An 18,531-nucleotide genomic window follows, 5' to 3' on the forward strand; every position below is an offset into this window, starting at 1 on the left:
TAAAAAACAGCAGTATTTCTGAAGCTATTTTTTTAACTTTACCATCATGACAGCATCAAAAGACGATAAAACTCCGCAGGTATTGTATTCCTGTTACTACCAGCGTACAAGAGAAGGAGAACATTTTATTCCCGAGCACGTTTTCAGCTACCAGATATCGGGAACGATGACAGCATGGGATGCGAAGAATACGTATCATTCCAAAGAAGGTGATTTCCGATTGAGCGTACGCAACCGATTGGCCAAATTCGCAAAACAGCCGCCAGAAAATGGAGAGTTTAAGGTTATTTCCTTGTTTCTGGATCAAGAGACGTTACAGGAAATCAGTCGAGAAATCAACTATACGGCAAAAAAGACGACCCTAGATATAACGGCAATTCCAATTGCTTCGAATCCGCTGTACGTAAGTTTTATGGAATCGCTCCTCGCCTACTTGCAATTGCCGCAGGAAAACAATCAGGAACTCTTAAGGCTGAAAATAAAAGAGGCGGTTTATCTGCTTATCAAGATCAATCCGGAATTAAAAGATATCTTGTTTGATTTCAGCGAGCCTGGAAAGATCGACTTAGAGGCTTTTATGAACAAGAACTTTCACTTTAACGTGCATCTCAAACGGTTTGCTTACCTCACGGGACGTAGCTTGGCCACATTCAAAAGGGATTTCCAGAAAATATTCCAAGATACGCCGAGCCACTGGCTGCAGCAACGACGGTTGCAGGAAGCGTATTACTTGATCAGCAATAAGGCCAAGACGCCGTCGGAAGTTTATATTGATGTCGGTTTTGAAGACTTGTCGCATTTTTCGTTTGCGTTTAAGAAGAAATATGGGGTATCTCCTTCGAAGGTGTAGTGAATCACTATTCTTTTTTTCTTGATAAATTGCCTATTTTTATCAGAAATAAGCATACCATGCTAGAAAAATTAAAAGAAGCTGTAGATTCCGTACTGCGGTTTACAGTTGAAGAATGGGAAGCCTATACGCATAGGATCGAGATAAAACATTTCAAAAAAGGCGACGTATTGTGCGACGTGGGACAGGTGGAGAATTATATCTATTTTCTTAACTCGGGCGCAACACGCAACTTTTTCATCAAGGACGGAAAAGAACTGACCGTCGATTTTAGGCTGGAAGGAACTTTTGTCGCCGCTTATTATTCCTTTCTTTCCCGAAAGCCTTCGCCTATTCGGATTGAGGCCATAACCGATATTGAAGCCTGCTGCATACCGCACAGTTCCTTATACTTATTCTACAAAAAGCACAAGAACGGAGAAAAGCTCGGCCGACTGATGGCTGAAATCCAATATATGAAACGGCTTGAAAGAGAAATCGAGATCCTGTCGATGACCGCCGAAGAGCGTTATGCTTTGCTTTTGAAACAAAATCCTGCGCTCGTAAGCGCCATATCGGTCAAGCACTTGTCGTCGTATCTGGGTATCCATCCTGAAAGCTTGAGCCGTATCCGGAAACAGGTAGCTGCGAAACTGACATAGGTCATTTTTTTTGGTTCTTGCGATGGCTAGATTTGTAATCGCTTGGTATAAAAAACATCAGGCTATAGAGTATGGAAAAAACAATTACAACAATAGCGGCACGATTGACCGCACTTCTGCAACAGCAGCACTTTGTGGAAGCTTATGAAGAATTATTTGACGAGAATGCCGTAAGCATCGACCCGATGTATCAGCCGGACCTGAAAGGGCTTTCTGGTTTGGTCGAAAGAGAAAAGTTATTTTTGTCAAGAGCCGAAATTAAAAAGGTGCGTCTGTCTGAACCTATACTTGCTGGAAATTATTTCAGCGTTTCCCTTTCGATGGATTTCAGCGTTGCGGGGCAAGACAAGACTATTTCAGAATTGTGCGTCTACAAAGTAGAAAACAGTAAAATCATAAGCCAGCAATTCTTTATTTCGGGATTATAAATCCTACAATCTCAACCCTTCAATTATATGGAAAAAATACTAGCCTCAAAGGCAAAAATACGCTTTCAGGACTGCGATCCGTTCAACCACCTGAACAATTCAAAATACCTTGACTATTTTATCAATGCTCGCGAAGACCAAGTCAAGGAAAACTATAACCTTGACATATTTGGGATGATCAAGACCGAAAAGATCGGCTGGGTCGTGGCGACCAACCAGATTGCGTATCTGCAGCCTGCTTTTACGATGGAAACGGTGACTATCAAATCGCAGCTGATCCAATTTTCGGAGAAATCGCTTTTGGTCGAAATGACGATGTGGGATGAATCTGCTGCCAAATTAAAAGCAGTGTCTTGGTCTAAGTTTATCCACGTAGATATCCGTACGCAGTCTTCGATGAAGCATTCTGAAAAGCTGATGGAATTGTTCCAATCGATTGTAGTGCCTTCAGGGCAGCATTATTTTGAAGAACGATGCAAAGAGCTGATGGCAACGCTAAAGTAGCAGTGTTTTCACAAAAATCATCAGCTATATGACTAAAAAACAAAAGATTAAAGATTTGCTAAAGTGATTGGATTGTCGTTTTTGTTGTGCTAAATTAGTAAGGACATAACCTTAAAACACACAACCATGAAAACGAAAATTGCTTTTGCCGCATTATTGCTAGGTTTGGCAGTATCGGCTAATGCCCAAAAGAAAATAGAAACGACAGAACTGCCAAAAGCAGCACAGGAATTCTTGCAAAAACATTTCAGCCATACATCGATTGAAGTCGCCAAGAAAGATGCAGAACACGGCGAAAAGGGCTATGAAGTCAAGTTGAAAGACGGTACAGAAGTAGAATTCTGGAAAGACGGTTCGTATCGTGAAGTCGATGGAGGAAAAAATCCGATTCCGACGGCATTTATTCCAGATTCGATAAAAGACTATGTAGCTAAAAATTATCCAAACGAAAAGATTACGCATATCGATTATGGGCATAAGGATTTGGATGTGGATCTGACGAATGGTATTGACTTGGAATTTACTAAAGAAGGAAAATTTTTGAAAGCGGATTAACTTAGATCCTGATACTTAAAAGCAAAAAAGCCTCTAAATAGATAGAGGCTTTTTTTTATAAAAACTAGATATTATTACCAATCAGCCGTATAAGCTGAGGCCATTGGAGATAGTTTTCTTTTTGCATAGACTCTGACCGAATTAGGATCTTTCATCGATTTTTCAAACAGACTATCGCCTTTTATTTCAATAATACGAGTAATGATGTCGTAATTTGGTTTTAGTCCATAGCTTTTGATCGCAAACAAGTCTACTTTACGCGTACCTTCTTTTTGATACAAAACTCCCCTACTCCCATCGTATTCTGGATTGATATTTCTTTCCTGCTGAGCAGCATTGAAATCTTTTTCCAGTATAAAAAAATTCACGCAACCATTTTCATAAAATCTATAGTAGCCTACTTGCATCTGAGTATTGTAGTTTTTCTGCTTTCCTAAAGGAATGAAATTGTCTTTCTGAGACAGATAACCATAGATTTCTTCATAAACAACATCGGTATCGATTCCTTTTAATACGTCGGAATTAAAAAGAACTCGGTTGCCGAAGACTTGATTGTCTGTCGGCACCCTTGTCTTATTATTATCCAGGTATCTTGTTTTCACATTACAGGAAAACAATCCTAACATTAAAAAAATGGATACTGTTATTTTTACCACGATGTAAAAGGATTTGTCGTCTGATACTGCAGATAAGGCTGAATTGAATTGCTTAATGTTTCAAATCCTGGCTGTTGTGTGCTAAATATCTTGATTCCAAAAATTTTAATCAGTGTATTGTGTGCAAAATGATCTTGAATTGGATGCCTCACATGCCTGTCAGAGTTGATTCCGATTCTGTAATTTCCGTATCGTAAAGACAATCCTCCAAATCTATATCTTGGATAATTTGTATCTTCAATAACATAACTGTTAGGCATTCTTTCATCGAATTTTCCTGGATTTCCTTTTCCTGTTCCAACCTTGGCTTCATCTCCTGTATAATCAGTTCTTCTTCCAGTAAACAGATTGAATCCAGCAGAAAACTCACCAATGGCTACTGATGCTGCGGCAGTCCTGTAACTGTCGTTCCCATCGCCTGCGAAGCCCGAAAATGGCAATCCGTCATTTTCATAAGAGAATTTAAAATCACCGCTCCTTATTCCGAGTACACCGGTCTGCTGCTTGAATTCGGCCATGTCATCATAACCGCCCCAGAAATTGGTACCCAGGCTGAATCCTGTGCTTCCATTATCATAAGCTGCTAGAAAAGATACGCGGGTTTCCATTCCACTTCTTCCCAGTCCTTGATAATTGCTATTCGACATGATGCCGACACCTGCAGAGAAACTAAACTCTCCATTAGTATAGGTTACCGAAAGGTTCATTCCTATTGCCATCGTATTTCCAAAGGCAATACTAGGTGAAATACTAAACCCAAAATTATTGGTAAGCTGCACGCCCATTGGCGGTATCGCGAAGTTGATAGCAGCGCTGACGGCGGAGGTGGCTATATAATTCCACATTCCGGTATTTCCTGCGACGCAACTATCCGTAAAGGTCGACGCCCCCATAGTATTGTAGCCGATCCAGCCCATAGCTGCGGATATCAATCCCGCTTGTACTGATTTCCAGCCCCATTCTCCGGTTGTCAATCCGCTAGATACATAGCCGATAATAAAACTTGCCCCGGCTACGATCAGATCGTCCAACCCAAACCATTCTCCCGAAGGGTCAGTATATTTAAAAGGATTATTGGCGACATAACCATATCGGTTATAACTCTGGGTGCTAAATGGCGACTGTATAAAATTATCGGGCTGTAAGAAACGGTGCAGTTTGGCATCATAAAGCCTGCCGTTCATATTAATTAGTCCAACACTCTGTAGATGTTCATGCCCTGTATAACCTCTGTCTAAAACCACCATTTGGTTGAGGACATTTCCTTGTCCGTCGACTACTTTTATGAGATTACCCCAAGCATCAAAGAGGCGCTTTTCCAGTATAGTTCCTCCCGAAGTAGAAACACCTAGTATAGTTCCTTGATAGTCTCTATGCAGATTAAGGAAGGCTTCCGTCTGTGTGCCACTTGCATCAACCTGACTCCTGAATACTACTGGAGCAGTATATCCGTCGCCGCCAACATAGGTAATAAACTCTACTTCTCCTGTCTGGATATTGTGTTTTATTTCCATACTGCCATCGGCTGAATAGGATTTACGAAGCGGACGCTGGTTTTTATCAACCTGTACGCCTCCATAGTACATCGTCGAGCGACTGTTGTTCATGTTGTATTCAAAACTGATCCTGTCGCTTCCCATTTCAATAATTTCAACAGGACTCTTGAAAGCGTTATAGGTAATATCTAATTTTCTCTGGGTATCTGATGTGATAACCGGGTTGCTTGTTTTTCTGATTTTCACATCATCAAACCAAACGATGCCTTGCCCATTATTATCTAGTCGGATATTGAGCCTTTTGATATTTGCCGGTACCGAAAAAGTCTTTTGAACGAAAACCCATTGTCCTGTTACGTTTGTTACTACTTGATCAACAGCCGTAAAGTACTCGGTTTCTCCATCTTCTTTCATAAAGAGGAAGAGTTCTGCCTGAGGACCATTGCTATACACCCATGCGGAATAGGTATACTGCGTAGCCGTGGCATTATTTATCGGTACCCAAACATCAGAATGTACCACTTTTTCTGTAGTGTCAGGATTGTTTATTTTTAGGGAAACTGTTCCTGCACTATTTGTCGCAAAGGTATCATCATAGGTAATTATCGACGGTTCGTAGATAGTCCATCCTTTTTTGCTTTCCATCGTATCAAAGAAGATACCTTCTCTCAATTTATAGTAGGCCTCTCCTTCTGGCGTTAACTCTACCGACGTATTTTGGTATGCTTTTGCCGTGTTGGTATAATTATACTGCCCTAGATTATTTTGAGTAATTCTTCCTCTGTCGTCATAGACTTGGGTTTCTTGCTGTCCTCTTGCATTTGTATATTCTTTCAAACGGTCAAGACTGTCGTATTGGAAAGTCTCGTTCCAGTTGAAGGTACTGTTGGTACGATTCTCGAGATTGCCTGTCTGCGGATTAAAAGTATACCCTACCGTCATATAATCTGTTGGCGGAGGAACGGGTTCACCGATAATGACCAATTCGCTTTTAGTATGCTTGATACTGCTAATAAATCCGTACTCGTCATAGGTTTTGTTGACGCTTACGGCATTCCTAAGGTTTCCAAATCGAGCGCCAGTAACCTGTCCTCTAGCGTTAGTCGTATTGATCTGCCACAGTACTTTATTTGTGCCATCGTCAATTACTTGGTATGGAAATCCGTTTTTATACGTGTTTCTTATCCACTTGTCAGAACGCTTGTTTGTTGCCGTATTGACAGCGGTATAGAGTTCTTTTTCGGGTCTTCCGAAAGCATCATAGAATGTCGCTCTTTGGAAATAAGCTTTGAAACCGCTTTCATCATAGAAAGACAATCTCTTGAAATCATCGTATTGGTAATTGTACAGCGTATAGTATCCTGCCGTAAAATCATCGAACCTTGTATTGGTCAATAATTTTGTCGTCGGATCATAGGTAAATGTTGTTTTTGAATTGGTCGCATCACCATTTAGTCCAGTGATTGTCTTATAATTAACCACACCATAGTCGCCAATATTAAATAGAGTCTCGCTTTTTGGGGTTGTTTCTTTCGTCATTTCCCCAAAATGATTGTATTCATAGAGGTAGGTTCCTGCCGAAGGATCGACCAGCTTTGTCTTTCTTCCCCAGCCATCTTGCTCCATGCTAATAACTACTCCGCCATAATTTGTCTGCTTTACATTTCCATTGGCATAATACTGGTAATTAATCGTCCCGCCTGGCGAATCTGTCAGCGTAATGACATTTCCGATTGCATTCTTGACAGAAGTTTTCGTTTTTACGCCATCATTTACGGTCGTAGTAAGGCCATTGTAACCCGTGTTAATGGTCTTGCCCGTAAAAGATAGTTTCTGACTTATCCTTCCATAGTTATCATATTTGGTCTGGCTCCATTGTAGCGGACTGGTTCCAAAATACGGTTCGCTTGTTTTTATATTTCGGTCATAGATATCGTATTCATACGAAGTGTATGACCAATTCCCTGTAAGATCTTTGATCCCGGTTCTTATTTTTCGTCCTAGGTCATCAAATAATTCATCGTTGCTACTTCCGTCGTCTCCAGTTACAAGAACCTGAGTGTTTCCTGAAACGGGAGTATAAGCGTAAGTAACATTTTTTCCTAAATAGTCTGTAACCTTGATTTTTTTACCCCACGCATCGTAAGCATTGGTAGTGACCAAACCAAAAGGATTCGTTTCTTTAATCAGCAATCCTGTGAAATCGTCATACGCAAACTGGGTAGACAATCCTTGGCTGGTAATTTTTTTCAGGAATCTTTTTGAATCATCGTACTCAAATTCCTGAATTCTTGGCGAAAGCCCGGGAGCTGAGATTGTTTTTTTAGTTATGTTTCCGTACGTATCATAAATGTTATCTTCAGTAATATACACTGTTCCATTGCCTTTCTTCTTGATTTGAGAGACTAAATTGTTATTATAAACAAACAATTCTTCGGTAGTGGTAACATCTTGATTCGGCTGTCCTGGATAAATCGTTATAGTTTGGGTCTTGCTCTGCGGCCTTCCTATAATATAAGGCGTTGCCGTAGGCTGGTTTTGATATGTCATTACGTTGACAGATCGTTGCTCTATAGCGGTACCATTTTTCAACACAGTAGTGGATTGAGTCGGATTGTTATAAGTATCATACTGAATGGTCGTCTCTGTACTCGTCCCTTCTAATCCATTAAAATTCTGGTTTATCGTATTTTTAAGCTTAAAGACTTTATTCGACTGCACTATAGGCTCAAATGTCACATTATCGTAAGTATTATACGTATTAAGGCTCCTGCTGATGAATGGTCCTGAAGCAGGTACCGTATAGCTAGGATAACTCAATCCCAATACATTAAAACTTTCTACACTTACGCCTCTCTTGCTGACATCATTCTTTGTGATGGTCGAAATGACTTGAGTGGTATCATCATGCCAGTTGGTCTTTAATGTAGCCCGGAATCCTAAAAACCCTAAGCCCTCCATATTGCTGACTGCACCATAATACGAAAACAGCTGTCTTTTATAAACCGATGCGCTCTGCTTTTCGATTTTAGAAACTACTTGGAAAGTAGGCGCTATCTCGATATCCAGATTTGGGTAATTTTCGGTATAGCTGGAAGGCGTATAAGCTGAATTGCAATTATAAGGGCAGCTTTCTCTTTCGAGCGTCTTATACGTTATGGTCTCTTTGACACCGTTTCCTGTAGTTATCGACCTTACGAGCCTATCTTTATTAAAATCTTTCTGCGACTGGAAATAATGGATCTTGTTGCCGTTGATAAAAGCCATTTCCATCTTCCTGTTAGGCTGACTCGAAGTATAAAAAATCGGGAGAGCATATTTGGTAATATCAGCCTGATTTCCTGAAGTAGCATAGTAATAATTTCCTGATGTTTGCGCAAATGTTCCGTTTTTATTGACGACACAAGTAACTGATACAAATCCCCAAGTATTATCTTGGTTTCGGTTACAGCCCACGCGGATAATATCCGTCTTGCCATCATTATTAAAATCGGTTGGTATCCAGTGCGAAATCGTCAGTCCTAAACTTCCATCAGAATAATTGAAGCCATTATAAGTCTGCATCTGCTTTACGAATCCAGTTCCTGTAGAAGTATATTTATACCAATCAAAATATCCGGATCCTTTCGGGATGATAAAATCAGTCTTGCCGTCACCATTATAGTCACCGAGCAAAAGTGTTTTTGTTTCATCAACGATAATATTTGGATCTGTATAAGTCCATAACAAAACCAACTGATTGGAATTATTCAAAGTATATACATGGACTTTTCCGTTGGTAAACTGTAAGATATCGGTCTTTCCATCGCCATTAACATCTGCTGTCTCTGTCTTGGATCGGATCGTGTTATCAAAATCATTACCCAGAGCAATCGGATCGACCAAATCTCCGGCATAATTCATAAAACCTTCTGTCTTTCTCCTATCAAGATCAACGAAATAGGTCTTTTTCGAAAGATTAGTAGCACCAACACTGTTCCATTCCAATGCCATGATGTCAGTTAATCCATCGCCATTGAAGTCTCCGCTAAGGTATTTCTTCAATCCGTTAGTAGGAAACAGTACATTTTTTTGATATTGAAGAAAAACGCCGTAGGAAGTCTGGCTCAAGACTTTAAAATTGACGTCTGAGTTATTCGTATTCAAATAGGGATTAGGATTATTAAGCACATGCTGGACTACGGTGACTCCTTGCATCGGCATTAACTTGTCATTGTGATTGAGCCACGTAGTCGGTAAAAGTTCTTCAAAAAAGCCTATAGGCACTTCCCAACCGAAGTTAAGGGATTGGCCTTGGATATCGTTGAACAACCAAAATTTTCTTTTATAGTCTGGCCCATACGTAGGATACAGTAAAAAATCCAGCTTGCTGTCGCCATCAAAATCTCCCGACACGGTCGCCGCATTTTGCACGGAAATATTGCCAACACTTAAGCTCGCCGTTGTAGGGGAATAGGAAATTGTTTCGGCCGTTGTATCATAGCTAAAAACTGTAGGATTATAGCTTTTTGTACCGTCACCTGTTTTTTCGGTTATGCTTGTCAATCTTTCATAACCTAAGGTAGAAATGCTATGTGCGAGTTCATATCTTCTAAAGCCAGTACCGAATCCATGAACATAGATTGTGCTTAATATTTTGTCATCAATAATATTTACGCCGCCTATGTAGCCTTGTTCTGGTCTTTGTCTGTTTTTATAAGCAAAGCTTATCCAATTGGTGGGAAATTGATTAGGACTGCCTACGCCTACATAATTTATTTCGCTAATTCTCAAATAATTGTTCGTATTGGTATAGACATAATTGATTCTAACGCCTTGAGGATTCTGCCAATAAGAAATAGCCCAAGTAGAGATGGAACGTGAATTGTTATCATTTCCATAAACTGCAATAGAGCCATCGGGATACTCAATCTTGAAAGTAGCCGTACTAACCGGACTGGCAGTCTGATTGTAGGCCGTTATCTTGAGGTTCGAGAAATTTTCCGTTTCATAAACTGTTGTATGCCCTCCATACGTCTGGTTGGCACTAGTGGTCTTTACGACAAGTCTTTGCCCGTCGAGTGCAAATCGATCGTAAACATCAAGATCGACACCGTCGATAATATTGTCATGGTATTTTGTAGAAGGAATTCTTGTAATTGCCGAGATCCCCGAAACATTCCATCCATAACCTGCCAATCCGTTACCAGACTGACTATTATAAGCAAGACTCAATTGCGGAATCACGCCATTGATTCCCGGCGGTACGGCAATAGGAACATTATATATTGCTGCTCCCGTTAATGAAACCGAAAGTTGTCCTTCGGTAATACCGACTTCTGTCGATGCGCCTGTTGCCGAGGTCATAGTTCTTACCAAAGCATCGTCTTCAACTCTCCTATTAGTTTCAGAAGCAGTGCTTGAGCTGGTCCTTTTGATAGGGACTACCCCAGGAATCGGGGTACCCATTTGTTCTTGAGCAAAAGAGAATAGGCAACAAAAAATAAGCGCTAGGGTATAAATTACTTTTCTCATGCTTATTTTTTGATTATTGTTATCGATTTGCGATCGCCATTGTTATAGAATAAATTTACGGAATAAACACCTGTAGGGCAGTTTTGGAATGGTACCGCATAGGTTTGCTCCTTTTCCATATTTTTATAGGATTTGATCAACTGTCCACTCATAGAATACACTTCTATAGAAGAGACTTTGACTTCATCGACCAATTCCCATTTTAGGTACAATTCTTCTCGTACCGGATTCGGATAATACGAAATCACGTCTTCGGGAAAAAACTTTTGGTAGTCTTCTTCTTTTAAATCAGAAATTTCTTTTGGAGGCTGGCTGCTCGTCCTTGAAGCACAAAAGGGACATAATTCCCTGACGATTTGGTTGCCGGCTACATCATATTCAAAATGAATTTTAGGAACCTGGCCATTTGCTGCCAAACACATCAGGAAAAAAATAAGTGGTATTACTTTTCTCATAGTTTAGGGGATTGTGGGTTAATTTTGATTGTAAAAATGCCATGGACGCCATAAAAAAACATACAGAGCAGATTTCGGTACAATACTACTATTGAATTCGGGAATAGCCTTACGGAAATCCGTAATCTCATAAAATAACTTTGCTTTTTTTAAGACATTTCATACAAATATGTATCTTATGTCATTGTTCCTCTTGAAAAGGCAGGGCTTAAGCTTTCAAATGCATTTATAAAACTTAAACATTAAATAAACTTCATAACTTTTAGGTTATGCTTTCTTAAAACAGTGCCGATAAAAGTAAAAGTTCTTTAACGAAATGGTAATCTAAACCTCAAGAGGCTTGGGGGTCAAACCTATAACTTTGAACCTCAAACTTTTAACTTTTATTAATGAAAACAATCTTACGAACAAATTACGCCAACGTACTAGGACTAGTAGTATTTGGGTTATTTTTCAGTACTGCTTGGGGGCAGGCTACATTGCCAGTAAACAGAACATCATGGGGAACTGAACCGACAGGTTGGACCAATTCAGGATGTTCGCAACGAACTACAAGTTCCGCCTGTACGAATAACAGCGCGACAAGTTTTGACACCAACGGCGACAGCAGGCTACTTGTTTTTAATGCCGCACCTGGAACTTTGTCGATGACTTTAAAGAACCAATCCATGAGCGGGCAATCGTATCTATTGGTAGAACAGTCTGCAAACGGAACTGACTATACGGAAATTGGAAAGTATGGAACAGCGACAGGCGCAACAGCAATTACCAATGCACAATGTGTCGATTTTGATATACCATTACTTTCTGCGACACGTTATATCCGATGGACCTATACAAAAGCTAGCGGAAATTGCGACATGGACGATGTTATTGTTACGGCAGCACCGGCAGCAGCTGAGTTCACTGTTAACCCTACTTCTATTTCAGGATTCGGGAACACCAGTGTAGGTGCTTTTTCAACCAGTACTTCTGTGACCATTGCAGGTACAAATCTTTCTGGAAATATCACAGCAACCGCGCCATCAAATAATTTTCAGGTAAGCACGAACAACTCTTCTTGGTCCAATTCAGTAAGCTTTGCACAATCAGGAGGTACCGTAACCAGCCGATCGCTATACATCCGCTTTTCGCCACAGACAGCCGGACTTAAGACAGGGAATGTTGCTATCGCTACTTCAGGAGCTACCACACAAAATATTGCAGTTTCAGGAACGGGAGTCATTACTTCTACTACATGGAATGGTTCTGCTTGGAACAATGGAAATCCGACAGCAACGCTAGATGCTATCATCAGCGGAAATTATGATACAAATGCGGCCGCACCACAAGGACCTATAACAGCCAAAAGTGTATCGGTTACTTCAGGAACCGTAATCATTGGTATAGGCGGATTAGACGTAAAACAGACACTTGCAAAAAGTGGCGGAACTGTTGATGCTTCTGCTGGCGATGTTACTTTTTCAGGAACTATCGCACAGGCAATCCCTGCTAATTTCTTCACAAACAATACAATCTCAAAGCTGACTTTGAACAATACGGCTGGACTTACCTTAAACGGTATTACGAATGTAACAGGAGTCCTTGACGTAACAGCCGGGACTTTAACAACAAACGGAAACCTAGTATTAAAATCAACTGCAACAGGTTCTGCTAGAATTGCTGCTGTTACGGGTTCTATTTCCGGAGAGGCAACTGTTGAGCGCTACATTCCGCAAGGAAAACGTGCTTTCCGTTTCCTAACTCCTGCCGTTACGACTACAAATTTCATAAGCAACAACTGGCAAGCTGGAACACATATTACAGGTTCTACAGCAGGCGAAAATGGATTCGACACAACATTAACAGGAAATCCATCGATGTATGTATACAACAACAGCATCGCTTCGGGTTCAGGATGGAGCGCTATTGCAAATACCGATGCTACTACCCTAACAGCCGGAAACGGATATAGAATCTTGGTCAGAGGAGACAGAAACATTGACTTAAACCAGTCTTCTGCAGCCGATATGAATGCAGCAGTAACCTTGACCGCAAAAGGAACACTAAAAACAGGGCAAGTTGTTTTTGACGCTTCAAGTACTCCTGCGATCAATGCAACAGAAAATGCTTCAACAAACGGATTCAGCCTAATTGGAAATCCATACGTAAGCCCAGTAGATTGGCATTCGGTAACCAAAGCTGGAATCGAAGATGTATATTATGCATGGGATCCAAATATGGGTACAGAAGCGCAAAGAGGCCGTTATGTAGCCTATAGCCAGACTATCGGAAGCAATAACCTAGCGGGTTCAGAAGTAAGCCAATACATTCAGCCAGGGCAGGCATTCTTCGTAAAAAACACGGTCTTGGGTACAGCTGGAACTCTAACTTTTGAGGAAAGCAACAAAGCATCACAGTTTACAGATGTTTTCAGAAACAATACTGCAGAAAAAGCAGTGTTCAATATCTCAGTATACGATGCCAACCAAGCAGCAGCTGGCTATCCAATTGACGGAACTCTTGCTGTTTTTGGAACTGCTTTCGACAATGCAATCGGACTTGGCGATGTAGAAAAACTTTACGGTTCAAGCGAGCATTTAGGCTTAGGAAGAAGCAATAAAATCTTAGCTATCGAAGCATTGGCCCCTGTTACAACAGAAGATGAATTGCATGTAAAAACACTTCAGTTTTCAGCAGGCAAATCGTATGCTTTCAAAATCAATACGGCTAATTTTCCTGAAAATATAGAAGCGTATCTTCTTGATCATTATTTGACTACAGAAACTGCAATCAGCTTATCAGGAACTGGTTTGGTCAATTTCGCAACTACTTCTGATGCTGCTTCGTATGGAACCGACCGTTTCAGCATTGTTTTCCGTGCCGCGGCTTTAGGAAATGAAGAATGGAATACTAATTCTGTAAAGATTTATCCAAATCCGATCCATAACAACCAATTCAACATTGCTTTGCCAAGCAGCACAAGCGGGAAAGTGGATATCAGACTGTACAACCTTGTAGGACAAGAAATCTACAAAACCAGCAGCGAAAGCTCAAGTATCATAACCGTAAACCCATCATTGCAATTAAGCAAAGGAATCTACATCGTAGAAATATCGAATGGCAAAACGTCGGTAAAACAAAAAATTGCAGTAAAATAAATCCTATCAAGATGAAAATAAAAATCAAGACACTATTCTTAATCCTTATGCTGACAGCCGGCTTTCAAAATGCCAGCGCGCAAGAAGATTTCGACGATGATACGCAAGATGTCCCATCAGCACCGATCAATGATTATATCATTCCGATGCTTTTGGCTGGAGTATTCTTAGGCTATAAATTGATGAGAAGCAAGACTAAAGAAGCCTAAACCGCTTTATTTGCTATAGAGAACGGCTGTACGATGTACAGCCGTTTTTTTGTTTATTTAATGTACGTAACACAATCATAATTTTGATTTTACAGTAATAAAATATCTACATAAACTACAAGGAAAATATATTCCTAATCTTTGTATGTATCTGTAAATGAACGAATAAAATTCAGATACGCTCAAAAATTACAGACTTATGGATTCAACTTTACACAAAAAACTTTTCGGTTCATTTTTTCTTTTTGCACTTATTTTACTTTCCCCTACAGCTAATTTTGCCCAAATTATTGGCTGGAATGCTAATAGCACCGGTGGCGGATTCGGTACCAGTCCGTGGACACCTTCAACGTTAAACACTAACCTACAGACCTCTGGACTTATAAGAGGATCAAGCATTGCCACAAGCGGAACTCCGGCAGGAAATTGCTGGGGAGGTTCTGGAGGATGGTCAACTGGTCAATCCGATGCCAACAGCTTCTATTTTACTTTTCAAGCAACAGCAGGATACAAAGTAAGCTTAAGCTCTATTTCGACAGCAACTCGAAGATCAAATTCTGGTCCGACAGGCTGTATTGTTTATTATTCTGTAGGAGGCGCTCCTTTTGCCAGCGTTGCCAGCTGGACTACCTCTTCGACAAGCGGAACCACCGGTACTGCTAACTCTGTATCCTTAGCAGGAATCAGCGCTTTGCAGAATATCGGTCCTGGAGTTGTCGTGAAATTCAGAATCATCCCGCAAGGCTCGACAGGTAACTACTACCTAACTGGCGGTACAAATTCATTAAAAATTGACGGAAGCGTTGTTGCAGCTGTCAATCCATTGATCACTCCTTCTACGACTTCCTTGGCTTCTTTTGGAGATGTTATGGTAGGCAGCAGTTCGGCATCGACTAGTTTTACTTTTGACGCCGTTGGCATGACAGAAGATGTAAGCATCGCTGCTCCAGCAGGATTTGAAATCAGTACAGACAATAGCAACTGGTATCCTGGAACGGACATCACTCCGAATGCAGGAACACTAAACGATGAACAAATCTGGGTACGTTTTAGCCCTACCGCGGTCGGAAATGCTTCTGGAGATATCATTTTGTCCTCTGCAGGAGCGACAAATAAATTCGTTTCGGTTACCGGAAATGGTATTCCTGCAGTAAGTTATATTGTCGTAGACGACGAACCTTATGGACCTTATTGCAACGGAATTGCCAATACTTTTGATTTAGACTTTACGCCAGCGGGAAGCTTCAACAGTACTAATTTTTATGCACAGCTTTCTAATCCTGATGGAACTTTCCCAACGACACCAACCAATATAGTCGGTGTATCGGCGATTAGCCCTATCAGCGTGACCATTCCTGCTGATATTGCGCCTAGCTCTCTTTATAGAGTCCGAGTTTATAATGACGATCCTCTGACTTTCAGTAATAATGATAACGGACATAATATTGTAGTTACCGAAGCGGCAACGCTTACAGGAATTACACAATCAGCCGTAGTTTGCGATGGGGGAACAGCTATAATTAATCTGACAGGCTTGATCCCAAGCTCAACTTCAGCAATCAGCTTTGCTATTAATGGCGGTACTGCTCAAAACAGCACCGGAATTATAGCAGACTCTAGCGGTAATGCTAGTTTCAATATCACCTTGACTTCCAGCACCGATGGCCAGTCTTTGGTTATTGGCACCATCGAAAGAACAGACATTCCTTCCTGCCCTAACACATTGACAGCGGCTAATTCTGTTGTCTTGACAGTACATCCTACGCCAACAGTTACTGCCATAAGCGCTACTTCTGTATGCGGAGAAAGCGGAAGCACTACAATTACCCTGACCGGCTTGATACCGAGCAGTACTTCTGATCTTATTTATGCTATAGCTGGCGGAACAGCCGGAACACTAACAGGTATTACTGCAGATGCTTCGGGAGAAGCCCGTTTTGACTTGCCATTGACAGCTTCAAATAACGGACAGACATTAGAAATTACTTCTATTACTCGCACTGATGTTCTTCCAAATTGCAACAGTACGCTTACAGGCATCAGTACATCGTTGGTGATTAATCCAAGACCGACTGCGGTATTGAGCGGCGACCAATCAATCTGTTTAGGTTCGGTTTCTTCCGACTTGAGCATTGCGTTGACAGGAACAGCACCTTGGTCGATAACCTATACGGATGGAACTACGACTTTTCCAGTAACCAATATTACAGCATCGCCTTATCTTTTTACCGTTACGATTCCAGAAACGAAAACCTATACGATAACTGCCGTAGAAGATGCAAACTGTACGGCTCAAGCTTCTGACCTAAGCGGAAGCGCTACTGTTACTGTCGTTGCCATGAGCAATGGAGGAAACCTAACTGGAAGCGCTACAGTATGTTCAGGTGCAAATAACGGAACGCTTACATTAGAAAATCATGTAGGAAGTATTATCAAATGGCAGTCTTCGACTACTGCTGACTTTAGCGGTACGGTTTCAGATATTGCCAATACTTCTGCAACCCTAGAATATACAAATCTTTTAGAAACGACTTATTATCGCGCCGTAGTATCCAACATGCCTTGCCCAGAAGTAAATTCAGCTATTGCAACAATTACGGTCACACAAACCCCAGCACCTACAACAGCCACACAGACGTTCTGCAGCCTAGCAGAAGCAACCGTGGCTGACTTATTGCCAAATACGGCTGGTATAAAATGGTATGCTGATGCAGAGGCGACAACACCATTATTGCCGACGGAAGCTTTGGCAACAGGAAATTATTATGCGACTATAACGGTAGACGGGTGCGAAAGTACAAGAACCCTGACTTCTGTTATCTTAACTACAGTTACGGCTCCTACCACAACAGCACAGACGTTCTGCAGCTTAGCCGAAGCAACCGTAGCCGACTTATTACCGAATACGGCTGGCATCAAATGGTATGCTGATGCAGATGCGACAACACCACTATTGCCGACAGAAGCTTTAGCAACAGGAAACTATTATGCGACTATAACGGTAGACGGATGCGAAAGCACAAGAACGCTGACTTCTGTTACCCTGACTACCATCACGGCTCCTACCACAACAGCACAGACGTTCTGCAGCCTAGCTGAAGCAACCGTAGCCGACTTATTACCGAATACGGCTGGCATCAAATGGTATGCTGATGCAGATGCGACAACACCGCTATTGCCGACGGAAGCTTTGGCAACAGGAAATTATTATGCGACTATGACAGTAGACGGGTGCGAAAGTACAAGAACCCTGACTTCTGTTACCTTAACTACAGTGACGGCTCCTACTACAACAGCACAGACGTTCTGCAGCCTAGCTGAAGCAACCGTAGCCGACTTATTGCCAAATACGGCTGGTATCAAATGGTATGCTGATGCAGATGCGACAACACCGCTATTGCCGTCGGAAGCTTTGGCAACAGGAAACTATTATGCGACTATAACAGTAAACGGGTGCGAAAGTACAAGAACCGTGACTTCTGTCACTATAAGCACTACCGCCGTTCCAAGTGGCGCAACAAGCCAAGAATTTACAGAAGGCGAAACTCTGGCCGCTTTAGAAGTAACAGGAACTAATTTAGAATGGTTTTCTTCTGCCGAAGCTGCCGAAGCAGGAACATCACCTTTAAGCCTAACCGAATTGCTTGTAGATGGCACGACTTATTATGCGGTGCAGACCCTTAACGAATGCAGCAGCAGCCCGTTAGCAGTTACCGTTTCAGAGGTCTTAGGTACTCCAAGTTTTGATATGGAAAATCTAAAAGCCTATCCTAATCCTACTACTGACGTGCTGAACATTTCTTATTCTAAGACTATCGAATCTGTTACTGTTTTCAACTTGCTAGGACAGAAAGTAATCGACAAGAAAGCAAACGACAGCAACATCAAAATTGACATGTCAAGCCTTGAAGCCGGAGCTTATCTCGTAAAATTATCTTCTGGACAAATATCAAAAACCATTAGAGTCCTCAAGAAATAAGACCTCATAATTCCGTCAAAAGCCTGCTAAAATACCTAGCAGGCTTTTGGTGCGGAATAACAGAAAAGTAACAAAATCCTAACATTGGCCGGCAACAGCACGAC

Annotated in this window: 11 protein-coding genes; 8 read left to right on the top strand and 3 right to left on the bottom strand. The window is 41.3% G+C overall.

The window, feature by feature from the left end; translation table 11 throughout:
• Positions 1-46: 46 nt before the first annotated feature.
• From CLV94_RS15170 to CLV94_RS15190, 5 genes are all read left to right on the top strand, one after another.
• A complete protein-coding gene (locus CLV94_RS15170) occupies positions 47-850 on the top strand; it encodes a helix-turn-helix domain-containing protein (RefSeq protein ID WP_121377358.1) in 804 nt (267 codons plus the stop codon).
• 59 nt (positions 851-909) lie between these two features.
• Complete coding sequence (locus tag CLV94_RS15175) at positions 910-1,491, top strand: Crp/Fnr family transcriptional regulator (protein WP_147406643.1); 582 nt, start codon at positions 910-912, stop codon at positions 1,489-1,491.
• A 71-nt stretch (positions 1,492-1,562) separates the two neighbouring features.
• Positions 1,563-1,919 carry a SnoaL-like domain-containing protein gene (locus CLV94_RS15180; protein WP_121377360.1) on the top strand — a complete coding sequence of 119 codons (357 nt, stop codon included), beginning with the start codon at positions 1,563-1,565 and terminating at the stop codon, positions 1,917-1,919.
• A 27-nt stretch (positions 1,920-1,946) separates the two neighbouring features.
• On the top strand, positions 1,947-2,423 hold the full coding sequence (locus CLV94_RS15185) for an acyl-CoA thioesterase (RefSeq protein WP_121377361.1): 477 nt from the start codon (positions 1,947-1,949) through the stop codon (positions 2,421-2,423).
• Positions 2,424-2,549: 126 nt separating this feature from the next.
• Positions 2,550-2,978, top strand: coding sequence for a PepSY-like domain-containing protein (locus CLV94_RS15190; RefSeq protein WP_121377362.1), 429 nt, complete (start codon positions 2,550-2,552; stop codon positions 2,976-2,978).
• 74 nt (positions 2,979-3,052) lie between these two features.
• Here the strand turns inward: CLV94_RS15190 and CLV94_RS15195 are convergent, their stop codons facing one another.
• The 3 genes from CLV94_RS15195 to CLV94_RS15205 are packed head-to-tail and all read right to left on the bottom strand — an operon-like array spanning position 3,053 to position 11,099.
• A complete protein-coding gene (locus CLV94_RS15195; RefSeq protein WP_147406644.1) occupies positions 3,053-3,580 on the bottom strand; it encodes a hypothetical protein in 528 nt (175 codons plus the stop codon).
• Positions 3,581-3,627: 47 nt separating this feature from the next.
• On the bottom strand, positions 3,628-10,644 hold the full coding sequence (locus CLV94_RS15200; protein WP_121377364.1) for a polymorphic toxin type 23 domain-containing protein: 7,017 nt from the start codon (positions 10,642-10,644) through the stop codon (positions 3,628-3,630).
• 2 nt (positions 10,645-10,646) lie between these two features.
• Complete coding sequence (locus CLV94_RS15205; protein ID WP_121377365.1) at positions 10,647-11,099, bottom strand: T9SS type A sorting domain-containing protein; 453 nt, start codon at positions 11,097-11,099, stop codon at positions 10,647-10,649.
• A gap of 389 nt (positions 11,100-11,488) precedes the next feature.
• On the opposite strand from CLV94_RS15205, the gene CLV94_RS15210 reads away from it, so the two are divergent.
• From CLV94_RS15210 to CLV94_RS15220, 3 genes are all read left to right on the top strand, one after another.
• A complete protein-coding gene (locus CLV94_RS15210) occupies positions 11,489-14,239 on the top strand; it encodes a T9SS type A sorting domain-containing protein (RefSeq protein ID WP_121377366.1) in 2,751 nt (916 codons plus the stop codon).
• 11 nt (positions 14,240-14,250) lie between these two features.
• Complete coding sequence (locus CLV94_RS15215) at positions 14,251-14,448, top strand: hypothetical protein (protein WP_121377367.1); 198 nt, start codon at positions 14,251-14,253, stop codon at positions 14,446-14,448.
• Positions 14,449-14,647: 199 nt separating this feature from the next.
• Positions 14,648-18,427 (top strand): T9SS type A sorting domain-containing protein, encoded by a 3,780-nt coding sequence (locus tag CLV94_RS15220; protein ID WP_121377368.1) that lies wholly within the window; start codon positions 14,648-14,650, stop codon positions 18,425-18,427.
• Positions 18,428-18,531 lie beyond the last annotated feature (104 nt).

Source organism: Flavobacterium endophyticum, assembly GCF_003634455.1.
Lineage (GTDB): Bacteria > Bacteroidota > Bacteroidia > Flavobacteriales > Flavobacteriaceae > Flavobacterium > Flavobacterium endophyticum.

What these genes read in the sequence shown, in the direction of transcription:
- CLV94_RS15210 (WP_121377366.1), top strand. Translation starts at nt 11,489, where the DNA reads ATGAAAACAATCTTACGAACAAATTACGCCAACGTACTAGGACTAGTA.
- CLV94_RS15170 (WP_121377358.1), top strand. Translation starts at nt 47, where the DNA reads ATGACAGCATCAAAAGACGATAAAACTCCGCAGGTATTGTATTCCTGT.
- CLV94_RS15205 (WP_121377365.1), bottom strand. Translation starts at nt 11,099, where the DNA reads ATGAGAAAAGTAATACCACTTATTTTTTTCCTGATGTGTTTGGCAGCA.
- CLV94_RS15175 (WP_147406643.1), top strand. Translation starts at nt 910, where the DNA reads ATGCTAGAAAAATTAAAAGAAGCTGTAGATTCCGTACTGCGGTTTACA.
- CLV94_RS15185 (WP_121377361.1), top strand. Translation starts at nt 1,947, where the DNA reads ATGGAAAAAATACTAGCCTCAAAGGCAAAAATACGCTTTCAGGACTGC.
- CLV94_RS15215 (WP_121377367.1), top strand. Translation starts at nt 14,251, where the DNA reads ATGAAAATAAAAATCAAGACACTATTCTTAATCCTTATGCTGACAGCC.
- CLV94_RS15200 (WP_121377364.1), bottom strand. Translation starts at nt 10,644, where the DNA reads ATGAGAAAAGTAATTTATACCCTAGCGCTTATTTTTTGTTGCCTATTC.
- CLV94_RS15220 (WP_121377368.1), top strand. Translation starts at nt 14,648, where the DNA reads ATGGATTCAACTTTACACAAAAAACTTTTCGGTTCATTTTTTCTTTTT.
- CLV94_RS15180 (WP_121377360.1), top strand. Translation starts at nt 1,563, where the DNA reads ATGGAAAAAACAATTACAACAATAGCGGCACGATTGACCGCACTTCTG.
- CLV94_RS15190 (WP_121377362.1), top strand. Translation starts at nt 2,550, where the DNA reads ATGAAAACGAAAATTGCTTTTGCCGCATTATTGCTAGGTTTGGCAGTA.